Below are 12,868 nucleotides of genomic sequence, written 5' to 3'. Positions count from 1 at the left end.
TCCCCCAAAAGGCCGTACGAGCGAGTCCGACGTGATTTCGAGCGCGATTTCTGACAAAGTGCGGAACCGGTTTCCTCCCAATGATCGAAAATGGTGACGGGGTCATGGGTTCCTCCCGCAGAATCCTCTGCGCTCTCGGTCTTGTATCGTCCCTCGGTCTTTCCCTGAGCGTGTCGCCGACCAGTGCGGCAGTCACCCCCGGGTCGAAGGAATTGGCCCGCATCCCGTTCACCCAGCGTTATCAGGCGGTGCAGCACGGAGGGCTGGTCCGGGCCTCGAACTCGGGGATCGGATGCCGTCGGGTGGAGACGGAGGGGGCCGCGCCCTGTGCGGAGATCGCCAAGGGGGCCGCAGGGGTCAACGGCGACTACGAGATGTTCTACAGCGAGGTCGACAAGGACCCGGACACCTACAACTCCACCCGGGCCGAGCTGCGGATCCCGGAGGGTGCCAAGGTCTCCTACGCGCGGCTCTACTGGGGCGGGAACCTCCGGGTCGGCGAGCAGAAGCCGCCGGAGGACAACGGCCGGGTGCTGGTCGCCGAACCGGGCGGCGCGTACAAGGCCGTACTGGCCGACACCGTGATCGGGCACCGCACCGACCGGGGCAGCGACGCCTACCAGGCCTCGGCGGACATCACCCCGCTGGTCCGCAGGGCCGGGGCCGGGATGTGGACGGTCGCCCAGCTGAACATCGCCATGGGGCACTCCGAGGTGGGTGCCTGGGGCGGCTGGACGCTGGTGGCCGCCTACGAGCACCCGGACGAGCCGCTGCGCCGGGTCTCGCTCTGGGACGGGTTCGAGGCCCCGGCGGCCGGGGCCCCGGAGGCGGCCCTGCCCACCGTGCAGATCGAGGGCCTGGACGTGCCGGCCCGGGGGGCCGGGAAGGTCGGGGTGGTCGGCTACGACGGGGACCGCGGGGTCCTGGGGGACTCACTCACCGTCACGGCCGACAGTGGTCGCCGGGTGGATCTCAGTGATCAGGAAAACCCCTTCAACGATGTGATGAATTCTACGATCACGGAATTCGGACGTCCCCCGTTCGGGCGACAGCCCGAACATATGAATAACCTTGGATATGACGCGGATGTGTTCGATCTGAGCCCCGCACTGTCCAGTGGCGCCCGTAGCCTGAGGTTCTCCTTCGCGGGCGAAAGCCAGGGCCATTTCCTCGGCGTGCTCTTCGTGCAGACGGACGCCCGCCGCTGAAACGTACGAAAGCCACGGAGGCCTCTTCGTCGTGTTGACCGTCTTCCATCTCGTCCAGCCCGTCGAGGGCGGCGTCGCCCGGGTCGTCACCGACCTGGTCCGCGCCCAGACCGCCGCCGGACACCGCACCGTCGTGGCCTGCCCCCGGGAGGGCCGGCTCACCGAGGACGCCCGAGCCGCCGGAGCCGAGGTACTGCCCTGGCGGGCGGGCCGCGCACCCGGCCCCGGGCTGGCCCTCGAAACCCTCACCGCCGCCCGGCTGATCCGCCGGACCGGCCCCGACGTCCTGCACGCGCACAGCGCCAAGGCCGGGCTGGCCGGCCGGCTCGCCGTCCGCGGCACCCTGCCCACCGTCTTCCAGCCGCACGCCTGGTCCTTCGACGCCGTCGGCGGCACCACCGCCGCACTCGCCCTCAGATGGGAGCGGTTCGGGGCCCGTTGGGCCGACCGGGTGCTCTGCGTCAGCGAGGCCGAACGGCAGGCCGGGGACTCCGCCGGGATCCGCGCCCCCTGGACCGTCATCCGCAACGGCGTGGACCTGGAGCACTTCCGGCCCCACAGCCCCGACCCGGCGGCCGACCGGGCCGCCGCCCGCGCCGAACTCCCGCTGCCCGAAGGCTTCCCCGGCGACGGACCGCTCGCCGTCTGCCTGGGCCGGCTCTGCCAGCAGAAGGGCCAGGACGTGCTGCTGCGGGCCTGGCCGGAGGTCCTCGGCACGGTCCCCGGCGCCCGCCTCGCCCTGGTCGGCGACGGCCCCGACACCGACCGGCTGCGCCGCACCGCACCCCCCGGGGTGCACTTCGCCGGAGCGGCCGCCGACGCCCGGCCGTGGCTTCGGGCCGCCGATCTCGTTGTACTGCCGTCGCGGTGGGAAGGCATGGCGCTCGCCCCCCTCGAAGCCATGGCCTGTGGCCGGCCGGTCCTGGTCTCCGATGTCAGCGGGGCCCGGGAAAGCCTGCCGCCCGGCCAGGGACGGCACTGCCTGGTACCGCCGGAGCAGCCGACGGCCCTGGCCAAGGCCCTGGGCCGGCTGCTCGCCGACCCGGACCTCCTCGACGAACTGGGGCGCCAGGCCGGACAGCACGCCCGGACCGACCTCGACGTGCGGCGGACCACGGACGCGGTCACCGGCCTGTACCACGAACTGCTGGGCAGGCCCCGGCCCTTGAACCAGGAGCGCAACAGCCGATGACGATGGACAGCGCACACGCACCGCACTCGGGGCGTGGCGGGACACGACCCGCCACCGCCGTCCGCCGGTCGGTGACCGCCATCCACCCGCCGCGCGGGCCCGAGGCCGACCGCGACCGGGCCCGCCCGGCCGTCCGGCCCCGACGGGTCCGCCGGCACGACGGGGTCGCCCCGCTGCTCACCGCCGACGCGCTGACCGCCGCCCTGACCGCCCTCGCGGTCCCCGGGCCGGTGCTGCCCGCCGGAACCGCCCTCCCGCTCGCGCTGCTGGCCGCCGTCTCGGCCGCCGCCCTCAACGCCCAGGCCGGCCTCTACCGCCCGCGGCTCGCTCCCTCCGCACTCCTGGAACTGCCCGCGCTGGCCGGCCGGACCGCGGTGCTCTGGTGCGCCGTCGGGGCCGCCGTCGCCGCCGCCGAGCCGGGCACCGCCATCGGCTGGCCCGCGCTGCTCACCGCCGTGTGCCTGCAGACCGTACTGGCCTGTGCCGCCCGCGGCACCGTGCACCGGCTGCGCCGCCGCACCGCCCTGCGCCGCCCGGCCTCCACCCTGGTGGTCGGACCGGGCGAGGGGGCCGGCGCGATCGCGGCCGCCCTGCACGGCCGCCCCGAGTACGGGCTCCTCCCGGTCGGCCTCGCCGACACCGCGGCCCTCCCCGCCGAGGACGAGACCACCGGGGCCCTGCCCCGGCTCGCCACCCACGAGGACATCCGGCGCGCCGTCATCCAGAACTCCGTCCGGCACGCGGTGTTCACCCGGCCCCCGGAGGCCGACGAGCGCACCGCCTCACTGGTCCGGCTGTTCCACGACCACGGCTGCCGGCTCTGGCTCGCCGACCCGGCCGGCACCGCCAAGCTCACCGGCATGCGGGTGGCCCAGCCCGCCGACCAGCTCTGGGGCCACGCCGTGCAGCCGCTGCTGCCGCGCCCGTCCCGCCCGGTGGAACGCTGGGTCAAGCGGGCCGTGGACACCGCCCTCGCCGCCCTCGCCCTGCTCGCCGCCGCACCCGTGATGGGGCTCTGCGCCCTCGCCGTCCGGCTCTCCGACGGCCCCGGGGTCATCTTCCGGCAGGAGCGGGTCGGCCTCTACGGCCGCTCCTTCACCCTGCTCAAGTTCCGCACGCTGCGCGCCGACGCCCACGAGTCCGCCACCCGCTGGACGGTGGCCGGCGACGTCCGGATGAGCCCGGTCGGCTCCTTCCTCCGCAAGTCCTCCCTGGACGAGCTGCCGCAGCTGTGGAACGTGGTCCGGGGCGATATGAGCCTGGTCGGCCCGCGCCCCGAACGCCCCTTCTTCGTCGCCAAGTTCTCCTCCCTGCACCCCGGATACGAGGCCCGGCACCGGATGCCCGTCGGGATCACCGGACTGGCCCAGATCAACGGGCTGCGCGGGGACACCTCCATCGAGGACCGGGCCCGCTTCGACAACCACTACATCGACACCTGGTCGCTGTGGCAGGACCTGTGGATCCTCGCCCGCACCGCCGCCTCGTTCTTCCGCTTCCGGCTGGGGGGAAGTTGACCATGAGTATCGCGCTGAGAGCCGGCCGGTCCGGGCCCGCGCTGCCGGGCCTGCTGCACCGCCACTGGCCGCTGCTGCCGCTGGCCGCCACCGTCCTGCTGCTCGCCGTCCCGCTGCCCGCCGGGGACGCCACCGCCTCCGGCAAGGTCACCCCCGCCGACGCCGCCTCGCTGCTGCTGGTCGCCGTGTGCGCGGTAAGGGCCCTGCGCGGCGAGACCAACCGGATCAGCCGGACCGCCGCCCTGGTGCTGGGCCTGCCCGCCGCGGGTCTGGCCGTCGCCACCGTCACGGCCGGCGACCCCTACGCCGCGCTCCCCGGGTTCGTCCGGTACCTCCAGGTGTTCGTGCTGGTGCCGGCCGCCGTGGTGCTGCTGGTCCGGGACGCCCGGGAGTTCCGGCTGGCGGCCGGCTGCTTCGTGATGCTGGCCCTGGTCCAGGGAACCGTCGGCGTCGTCCAGTACGCCACCCACACCGGCGCCTCCTACCAGGGCGAGGACATCCGGGCCGTCGGCACCTTCGGCCCGGGCGACGTCATGGGCATGGCCACCGTGGTGGCCTACGGGCTGGTCATCGCCACCGCCGTCGCCCTGGGGAGCGCCCCCGGCACCGGGCGGCGGACCCGCCGGGCCGCCGCCGCGGCCGCCCTGCTGCTGGTGGTCCCGCTGGTGCTGTCCTTCAGCCGCGGCGCCTGGATCGCCACCACCGCCGCCGCCCTGGTCGTGATGCTGCTCGCCGGGATCCGCCGGGCCCTGAAGGTCCTCACCGCGCTGACCGCCGCCGCGGTGGTGCTGGTCGGCGGCCTCGGCGTCGGCACCGAGATGGTCGGCGAACGCCTCGCCTCCATCACCCAGGTCTCCAGCGCCCCCGACCAGTCCGTCACCGACCGGTACACCATGTGGGCCGCCGCCACCTCCATGTGGCGGGAGAGCCCGGCCACCGGGGTCGGCCTCAAGGGCTTCCCCGCCCACCGGGACGGCCACTCCAGCCTCGGACTCTCCTCCGGCAGCGACACCGCCGGGGCCGGCCAGGGATACGTCCGCCAGCCGCTGCTCTCCCCGCACAACATGTACCTGCTGATCCTCAGCGAGCAGGGCCTGATCGGGCTGACCGCGCTGGTCGGCGGCTGGGCGGCACTGCTGGTGGCCGGCATCCGCCGGGTCGCCGCCCCCGACCCGGCGGCCCGCCGGATCCGGGACTGCGGACTCGTCGCCGTCGGCCTCTTCGTCTGGCAGACCACCGACTTCCTCTACGCCGACATCGGCGGCCCGTCCACCGTGCTCACCGGAGTGATCATCGGTCTCGCCGCCTGGTGGGCCCTGGGCACGGCGGGCACCCTGTCCCGCGCGGGTGCGGCCGGCCGGTGACGGATACCACGCCCTGGCGGCCCGCGGCCGCGGCGACCGACCTCGCCGCGGCCGCGGGCCGTCCGCCGCACCCGGGCAGCGCGGTGGACGCCCCGGCCCGGGCGGCACGGGCGGCCGGCCCCGACCGGCCCGGGGTCCCCGGCGGCCCGGACACCCCCGGCGGGACGGACTCCGCGGGCGGGACGGACGGCCCGGACGGCCGCACCGACGCACCGGAGGACCCGCAGCGGCCCGCGCCGCTCGGCCGTTTCCTCGCCAAGGCCGCCGCGGTCACCGCCGGACTCACCGCCGCCGGAGCCGTCCTCGGCCTCCTCCGCGACCAGACCATCGCCCACCTCTTCGGGGCCGGCCCGGACAGCGACGCCTTCCTGATCGCCTGGACCGTCCCCGAGATGGCCTCCACGCTCCTCATCGAGGACGCCATGGCCCTGCTGATGGTGCCCGCCTTCAGCCACGCCCTGGCCCGCCGGTCGGCCAGCCGGGCCGGGCTCACCCGCAAGGAGGCCCGCGCCCAGGACCCGGTGCGGCTGCTCGTCGCGGCCACCCTGCCGCGGCTGGTGGTCTTCCTCGCCGCCATCGCCTCCCTGATGATCGTGGCCGCCCCCCTGGTGGTGGGGATCCTCGCCCCCGGCCTGCCCGACCCCGGACTCGCCGTGGAGTGCACCCGGCTGACCGCCCTGACGGTCCTCACCTTCGGGGTCGCCGGATACTTCAGCGCCGCCCTGCGCGCCCACCGGTCCTTCCTGCCACCGGCCGCGATCTACGTCTCGTACAACATCGGGATCATCGCCGCCATGCTCGCCCTGCACCGGTTCTGGGGCGTCCGGGCCGCCGCCCTCGGGGTGGCCTGCGGCGGACTGCTGATGGTCCTCGTCCAACTCCCCGCATTCATCCGGAACGTGGGCTTCCGGCCGTCCCGGGCCAAGCGCGCCAGCCGCGCCCAACGGGACCGCGACCGGCCCACCCTGATCGCCTTCGGGATGATCGCCCCGGTCGTCTTCTTCGCCGTCTTCCGGCAGTCCCAGGTCCTCGTCGAACGCTTCCTCGCCGCCTCCCTCCCGGCCGGCGCCATCTCGCACCTCAACTACGCGCAGAAGGTCGCGCAGATGCCGATGGTGCTCTCCCTGATGATCTGCACCGTCACCTTCCCGGTGGTCGCCCAGGCGATGGCCGGCGGCGAACGGGAGAAGGCCCGCCGCCGGGTCGAACAGGACCTCGCCCTCGCCTCCCTCGTGGTCCTCATGGGCACCGCCCTGGTCATCGGCTACGCCCCGCAGATCATCCAGGTGCTCTTCGAACGCGGCGCGTTCACCCACCAGGACACCCTCGCCACCGCCTCCGTGATGCGGGTCTACGGACTCGGCCTGCTCGGCCACTGCCTGGTCGGCGCCCTCTCCCGGCCCTTCTTCTCGGCCGCCCGGCCCACCTGGTTCCCGGCCCTGGCCATGGCCGCCGGACTGGCCGTCAACATCGTCGCCGGGATCTTCACCGCCGGCTGGTGGGGCACCTACGGCATCGCCGCCGCCAACGCCGCCGGCATCTCCACCACCGCCGCGCTCCTCCTCACCGGCCTCGGCTCCCGGATCATCTCCATCCAGGTCCGCCGGGTCGCCATCAGCCTCGGCCGGCTCTCGGTGGCCGCCGGAGCCGCCTGCGGCACCGGCTGGCTGGCCGGCCCGATGATCCCCGACCCACTGGTCAGCGCCGCCCTCGGCTGCCTGCTGATCCCCGCCATGTTCGCCGCCACCGGCACCGCCATACGGGCACTCGAAGTGACCACCCTGTCCGCCCAGCTCGCCCAGTTCTCCCAGAGGTTCCGTCATGTCCGCTGATACCGACACGGCCGCCCTCGCCGCGCCGGACCGCCCCGGCCGCCGCACCGCCGCGCCCTGGGTGCTGATGTACCACTCGGTCGCCGAGTTCACCGACCCGGCCGAGGACCCGTACGGCATCACCGTCAACCCCGCTGCCCTGGACGCCCAGCTGCGCTGGCTGCGCGCCCGCGGTCTGCGCGGGGTGTCCGTCGGCGAACTCCGGCGGGCCCGGGCCGCCGGCCGGGGCGCCGGGCTCGTCGGACTCACCTTCGACGACGGCTACACCGACTTCCTCACCCACGCCCTGCCGCTGCTCCGCCGGCACGAGTGCACGGCCACCCTGTTCGTCCTCCCCGGCCGCCTCGGCTCCGACAACGAGTGGGACCCGCTGGGCCCCCGCAAGACCCTGCTGTCCGCCGAGGGGATCCGCGCGGTCGCCGAGGCCGGCCAGGAGATCGGCTCGCACGGACTCCTCCACCAGCACCTGACGGAATGCTCCGACGAGGCCCTCGGACACGAACTGCGCGGCAGCCGCGAACGCCTGCGGGACCTCACCGGCACCCTCCCCGAAGGGTTCTGCTACCCCTACGGCTCCCTCGACCCCCGGGTGCTCGCCGCCACCCGGGCGGCCGGATACGCCTACGCCTGCGCCATCGGCCCCGGCCGGCTCGCCGGCCCGCACGCCATGCCCCGCACCCACGTCAGCCAGGCGGACGGCCCAGGCCGGCTGCGGATCAAACGGCTCCGGCACCAGGTCCGCGAACTGCGCCGGGCGGTGCTCCGGTGACCCCCGCCCCGCCGGTCCTCCCGGCCCAGGCCGCCCGCCCCGCCAAGGTGCTGCACATCATCACCGGACTCGGCATCGGCGGCGCCGAACAGCAGCTGCGGCTGCTGCTGCGCCACCTCCCCCTGCACTGCGAGGTCCTCACCCTCACCAATCCCGGCCCGGTCGCCGAGGGCCTGCGCGCCGACGGCGTCCGGGTCGTCCACCTGGGCATGAGCGGCAACCGGGACCTGGCGACCCTGCCCCGGCTCGTCCGGTTCATCCGGCGCGGCCGCTACGACCTGGTGCACACCCACCTCTACCGGGCCTGCCTCTACGGCCGGCTGGCCGCCCGGCTCGCCGGAACCCCGGCCACCGTCGCCACCGAGCACTCGCTGGGCGACGCCGAGATCGAGGGCCGCCCGCTGTCCCGCGGGGTCCGGGGGCTCTACCTGGCCGGCGAACGCCTCGGCGACGCCACCGTCGCCGTCTCCGACACCGTCGCGGACCGGCTGCGCGCCTGGGGGGTGCCCGCCGACCGGGTCCACGTGGTGCCCAACGGCATCGAGGCGGCCCGCTTCCGCTTCGACCCGGCCGTCCGCCGGACCACCCGGGCCCGCACCGGCCTCCCCGAACGGGCCTTCGTGATCGGCGGGGTGGGCCGGCTGGTGCCCGGCAAACGCTTCGACGCACTGGTCCGCGCGGTGGCCGCGCTGCCCGGCGCCCATCTGCTGCTGGTCGGCGACGGCCCCGAACGCCCCGCCCTGCGCCGGCTCGCGGCCGAACTCGGCGCCCAGGGCCGGGTCCACCTCCTCGGCGAACGCGACCCCCTCGGCGACAGCTCCGACGGCCGCACCCCCGGCATCCCGGCCCTCCTCGCCGCCATGGACGTGTTCGTCTCCCCGTCCCGCGAGGAGGCCTTCGGACTGGCCGTGGTCGAGGCGCTCGCCGCCGGACTGCGGGTGCTCCACGTGACCTGCCCGGCCATCGACGACCTGCCCGCCGCCGAGGCCCCCGGCGCCCGCCGGATCGGCACCGGGGCCGAGGAACTCCTCGCCGCCCTCCGCGGCCACATGGAGGCCGGCGCCACCCGCCTCCCGGCGCCTCCGGTGGTCCGCCGCTACGACATCAGCCGCACCGCGGAGCAGCTCCTCGCGGTCTACACCCGGGCCCTGCGCCGCCCGGCGGCCCCCGCCCCGCTGCCGGCGGGCGGCCCGGAACCGGCCCGGCCCGGCACCGGACCGGGCGTCCCCGTCCCCGGCCCGGCCGGAACACGGGTCCCGCCCGGCGGCACCGGGCCCGGCTGAGACCGACACCGAACCCCACGTACGTACGCCCGAAACCCCTCCACGAGGAAGCGAGCACGCAGATGGCCGACACCTCCGACCACAAGAAGGCCGACCCGCAGGCCGAGGCCGGGCCCGGCTCCCGGGCAGAGCGGCGCGGCGGGCGCGCCGAATCCCCCCAGCCCAAGGCCGGCGGTCCGCGGCGGCCGCGCGGCCGCCGCGGACCGCTGCCCCGCTGGTGGCCGCTGCCCGCCTGCGCCCTGATCGGACTCGCCGCCGGAGGCGCGTACGGGCTGCTGAAGACCCCCGAGTACGTGGCCACCAGCTTCGTCGTCGCCGTCCCCGACGAGAGCACCGAACCGGCCACCGCCCTCGGCTTCGCCCAGGCCTACGCCCGGATCGCCACCAGCAACGCCACCCTCGCCTACGCCCAGCCGAGGGCCGGGCTGACCGCCCGCGAGCTCCGCTCCCAGGTCCGCGCGGAGACCTCCCCGGAATCCCCGATGATCGCCATCACCGGCAGCTCGCACAGCCCCGCCGAGGCCGCCGACATCGCCAACGCCGTCGCGGACGCGCTGTCCCTCAGCAGCAACCAGGCCGCCAAGAACACCGGCGTCCAGCTGCTGCTGTTCAACCAGGCCGTGGCCCCCACCGAGGCGGCCTCCCCGTCCGCCGCGATCAGCGCCGCCGTCGGCCTCTGCGCCGGCGGACTGCTCGGCGGGCTGGGTCTGCTGGCCCGCCCGGCCGGCCGGCGCCGGGCCGAGGGCGCACCGGAGGCGGGCGGCCCCGCCGGACCGGACTCCCCCGAGGTCTACGTGACCTCGCTGCCCGCCCAGGGCGAGGCCGCCGACCCGGTCGCCGGCCCGGTGAAGGAGAAGGAGTCCGCCCGATGAGCGAGGGCTCCACCGGGGGCCTGACGGTGACGCTGTGCCGTGACCCGCGGCAGTTCGCCGCCCTGGAACAGCCCTGGAACCGGCTTGTCCGGAACTGCCCCACCGCCACCCCCTTCCAGAGCCACGCCTGGCTGCACTCCTGGTGGCTCTCCTACGGGCGGGACGGCCGGCTGCGCACCCTGCTGGTCCGGCGGGACGGCGAACTGGTCGGCGCCGCCGCGCTGATGCTCGTCCACCGGCCGCTGCCGCTGCTGGTGCCGCTCGGCGGCGGCATCACCGACTACTCGGACGTCCTGGTGCACGCCGCGCACACCGCGGAGGTGCTGCCCGCGCTCGCCCGGGGTCTGCACCGGGCGGCCCGCGGGGCGGTGGTGGACCTCCGGGAGGTCCGGCCGGGGGCCGCCGCCGAGCAGCTGTTCGACCAGTGGGCGGGGGCGCGGAGCCGGCTGTCCGACTCGGCCTGCATGGAACTGCCCGTGCTGCCCTTCGACGAGCTGGTGAAGCGGATGCCGACCGCGGGGGCGCAGCGGGTCCGGGCCAAGCTGCGGAAGGTGGACGCGGCCGGCATCGAGGAGCACGAGGTCACCGAGCAGGAGGTGCCCCGGGCCGTACGGTCCCTGCTGCGGCTGCACGAGAAGCAGTGGCGCGGCCGCGGCGTGACCCCGGAGCACCTGCGGCCCCGGTTCGCCGAGCACCTCACCCGGGCGACCCGGCGGATGGTGCGCAGCGGCCACGGCCGGCTCACCGAGTTCCGGCTGGACGGGAAGGTGGTCGCGGCCAATGTGACCCTGCTGTCCGCGGGGTTCAGCGGCGGCTACCTCTACGGGGCCGATCCCGAACTCCGGGTGCGGAAGGTGGACGTGGGCACGCTGCTGCTGCGCCACGAGGCGCGCCGGGCGCTGGCGGACGGCCGGGAGGTGGTCAGCTTCCTGCGCGGCACCGAGCCGTACAAGAACCACTGGCGGCCGGAGGTGGTGGTCAACCAGCGGCTGCTGCTGGCCACCGCGCCGCTGGCGCCCCTGCTGCGGCTGCACGAGTCGCAGGTGACGGGGCGCGAGCGGGCGGTGGACGCGCTGCGGGAGGCGCTGCCGGCCGCCCGGGACTGGCGGGCCCGGCTGAACGAGCTCCGGGTCCGGTGACGGTGACGCTAGAAGGGCCAGCGCCAGTCCACCTTCACACAGACGCTCTGCTTGCCGACCAGCTTGCCCAGCCACTCGCCGAAGTTCAGCGGTACGCACCACTGCTTGCTGTTGAGGGGCGGCGGGGGCGGGGTGGGCGGGGCGACGGGCGAGGGCACCGGCGAGGGCGAGGCCGGCACCGGCACGGGCACCGGCCCGACGGGGCTGGGCGCGACAGGGCTGGGTGCGACCGGGCTGGGTGCCACGGGGCTCGGGACGACCGGGCTGGGTGCCACGGGGCTGGGTGCGACCGGGCTGGGGGCCACCGGGCCGGGCTCGGGGAGCTCGGGGACCTCCGGGCTGGGTGCCACCGGCGACGGCTCCGGGCTCGGCGCGACGGGGCTCGGCTCGACCGGGCTCGGCACCTCCGGGCCCGGCTCGACCGGGGAGGGCTTCGGGCTTGGGAGTTCCGGGCCGGGGCCGACCGGGGAGGGCTTGGGGCTCGGCACCTCGGGCGTGGGCACGGGCAGTGTGGGCAGGGGCGGGGTGGGCACCGGCGGGGTGGGCACCTGGGGCGTGGGGACCTGCGGGCTGGGCGGGACCGGGGTCGGCACCTGCGGGCTCGGCACCTGTGGGGTCGGGACCACCGGGGTCGGGACCACGGGCGGCGTGGGCACCACCGGGGTCGGCACCGGGCCCGGACGCTGGGCCATCAGCTCCCGGAACACCTTGCTGGCCTTCGGGTTGTCCTTGCACTGCCACACGCCGTGCGGGCAGTAGTCGGTGATCGTGTGGTAGACCGGTTTCTGCTCCTCGATCCACTCCAGCATCCGCCGCATGTAGTCCGGGTTGTCCCCGTGACGGAACAGCCCCCACTCCGGGAACGAGATCGGTTTCCCGTGTGCCTTCGCGAAGTCCACGTGCTGCTGGAGTCCGTACGGCTGGCTGATGTGCTCGTCGAAGGTGCGGCCCGGACCCTGGTCGTAGGTGTCCATGCCGATGATGTCCACGTACGCGTCGCCCGGGTAGCAGCGGGTCCATGCGATGGCGTCGGTGCCCCGGTTCGGGTTGAAGTCGAACCGGAACTTCTGGCCGGGCACCGACCGCATCGCGGTCACCACCCGCCGCCAGTACACCTTCCAGTTCTCCGGGTCGGGGGCGCACCGGTGGGTGTAGGTGATGCCGTTCATCTCCCAGCCGGGCACGATCACCGTGTCCGGCACGCCCAGGTCCACCAGCCGGCGCGCCAGCTTCTCGAAGTGCCGGTCGAACTCGCCCTGGGCGCCCGCCCGGATCAGCCGGGCGACCTCGCGGTCCGGAACCCGGCCCTCGTTGCGCTCCTGCATGGGCACGTTGAGGACGAACATCCGGCGGGGATCGGCGCGCCGCCACTGCGCCCAGGACTCCAGGAAGCTGGGCGCGCCCTCGATGTTCGACCAGACGTCCCCGGGCAGGTAGGTGTGACCGACCCGGATGTCCCGGCCGCCCAGCCAGAGCGACAGGTTCCGGATCCGCTGCACCCCGGAGGGCCCGTAGTCCAGGTAGGCGCCCATCGCGGTGCCGGAGTCCCCGGCCGTCCCCCCGTCCGGTGCGGCGAGCGCGGCACCGGTGGCGAGCATCCCGGCCGTGACCGTACCGATGCAGGCGCTCGCCAGTCTGTGGCGTGGTCTGGCCATGGCGTTCTCCCGGGGCTTTCCGAATGGCTGGTCCTGA

The 12,868-nt window shown here is 75.2% G+C and carries 10 protein-coding genes; 9 read left to right on the top strand and 1 reads right to left on the bottom strand.

Annotated elements, in window-relative coordinates; all coding sequences use genetic code 11:
- Nucleotides 1-104 precede the first annotated feature (104 nt).
- From ACZ50K_RS13305 to ACZ50K_RS13265, 9 genes are all read left to right on the top strand, one after another.
- Complete coding sequence (locus ACZ50K_RS13305; protein WP_468901671.1) at nucleotides 105-1,208, top strand: DUF3344 domain-containing protein; 1,104 nt, start codon at nucleotides 105-107, stop codon at nucleotides 1,206-1,208.
- A 31-nt stretch (nucleotides 1,209-1,239) separates the two neighbouring features.
- The gene (locus ACZ50K_RS13300; RefSeq protein ID WP_468901669.1) at nucleotides 1,240-2,400 is read left to right on the top strand and encodes a glycosyltransferase; all 1,161 of its coding nucleotides are present in this window, start codon (nucleotides 1,240-1,242) and stop codon (nucleotides 2,398-2,400) included.
- Complete coding sequence (locus ACZ50K_RS13295) at nucleotides 2,397-3,917, top strand: exopolysaccharide biosynthesis polyprenyl glycosylphosphotransferase (RefSeq protein ID WP_468901667.1); 1,521 nt, start codon at nucleotides 2,397-2,399, stop codon at nucleotides 3,915-3,917. Before ACZ50K_RS13300 ends, ACZ50K_RS13295 begins: the two co-directional genes overlap by 4 nt.
- 2 nt (nucleotides 3,918-3,919) lie before the next feature.
- The gene (locus ACZ50K_RS13290; protein WP_468901664.1) at nucleotides 3,920-5,281 is read left to right on the top strand and encodes an O-antigen ligase family protein; all 1,362 of its coding nucleotides are present in this window, start codon (nucleotides 3,920-3,922) and stop codon (nucleotides 5,279-5,281) included.
- Nucleotides 5,282-5,364: 83 nt separating this feature from the next.
- Nucleotides 5,365-7,113 carry a murein biosynthesis integral membrane protein MurJ gene (murJ, locus tag ACZ50K_RS13285; RefSeq protein WP_468902413.1) on the top strand — a complete coding sequence of 583 codons (1,749 nt, stop codon included), beginning with the start codon at nucleotides 5,365-5,367 and terminating at the stop codon, nucleotides 7,111-7,113.
- Nucleotides 7,103-7,882 (top strand): polysaccharide deacetylase family protein, encoded by a 780-nt coding sequence (locus ACZ50K_RS13280; RefSeq protein ID WP_468901661.1) that lies wholly within the window; start codon nucleotides 7,103-7,105, stop codon nucleotides 7,880-7,882. Before murJ ends, ACZ50K_RS13280 begins: the two co-directional genes overlap by 11 nt.
- A complete protein-coding gene (locus ACZ50K_RS13275; protein ID WP_468901658.1) occupies nucleotides 7,879-9,165 on the top strand; it encodes a glycosyltransferase in 1,287 nt (428 codons plus the stop codon). Before ACZ50K_RS13280 ends, ACZ50K_RS13275 begins: the two co-directional genes overlap by 4 nt.
- A 62-nt stretch (nucleotides 9,166-9,227) precedes the next feature.
- On the top strand, nucleotides 9,228-10,037 hold the full coding sequence (locus ACZ50K_RS13270; protein WP_468901656.1) for a YveK family protein: 810 nt from the start codon (nucleotides 9,228-9,230) through the stop codon (nucleotides 10,035-10,037).
- Nucleotides 10,034-11,176, top strand: coding sequence for a GNAT family N-acetyltransferase (locus ACZ50K_RS13265; protein ID WP_468901654.1), 1,143 nt, complete (start codon nucleotides 10,034-10,036; stop codon nucleotides 11,174-11,176). Before ACZ50K_RS13270 ends, ACZ50K_RS13265 begins: the two co-directional genes overlap by 4 nt.
- An 8-nt stretch (nucleotides 11,177-11,184) precedes the next feature.
- Here the strand turns inward: ACZ50K_RS13265 and ACZ50K_RS13260 are convergent, their stop codons facing one another.
- Complete coding sequence (locus ACZ50K_RS13260) at nucleotides 11,185-12,831, bottom strand: glycoside hydrolase family 26 protein (protein WP_468901651.1); 1,647 nt, start codon at nucleotides 12,829-12,831, stop codon at nucleotides 11,185-11,187.
- Nucleotides 12,832-12,868: the final 37 nt, after the last annotated feature.

The organism is Streptomyces sp. NPDC033845 (assembly GCF_055576225.1).
This window is presented reverse-complemented; position numbering and strand designations above follow the sequence as displayed.

Coding starts and splice junctions, on each gene's coding strand:
- ACZ50K_RS13305 (WP_468901671.1), top strand. CDS start 105: ATGGGTTCCTCCCGCAGAATCCTCTGCGCTCTCGGTCTTGTATCGTCC.
- ACZ50K_RS13295 (WP_468901667.1), top strand. CDS start 2,397: ATGACGATGGACAGCGCACACGCACCGCACTCGGGGCGTGGCGGGACA.
- ACZ50K_RS13290 (WP_468901664.1), top strand. CDS start 3,920: ATGAGTATCGCGCTGAGAGCCGGCCGGTCCGGGCCCGCGCTGCCGGGC.
- ACZ50K_RS13280 (WP_468901661.1), top strand. CDS start 7,103: ATGTCCGCTGATACCGACACGGCCGCCCTCGCCGCGCCGGACCGCCCC.
- ACZ50K_RS13270 (WP_468901656.1), top strand. CDS start 9,228: ATGGCCGACACCTCCGACCACAAGAAGGCCGACCCGCAGGCCGAGGCC.
- ACZ50K_RS13265 (WP_468901654.1), top strand. CDS start 10,034: ATGAGCGAGGGCTCCACCGGGGGCCTGACGGTGACGCTGTGCCGTGAC.
- ACZ50K_RS13260 (WP_468901651.1), bottom strand. CDS start 12,831: ATGGCCAGACCACGCCACAGACTGGCGAGCGCCTGCATCGGTACGGTC.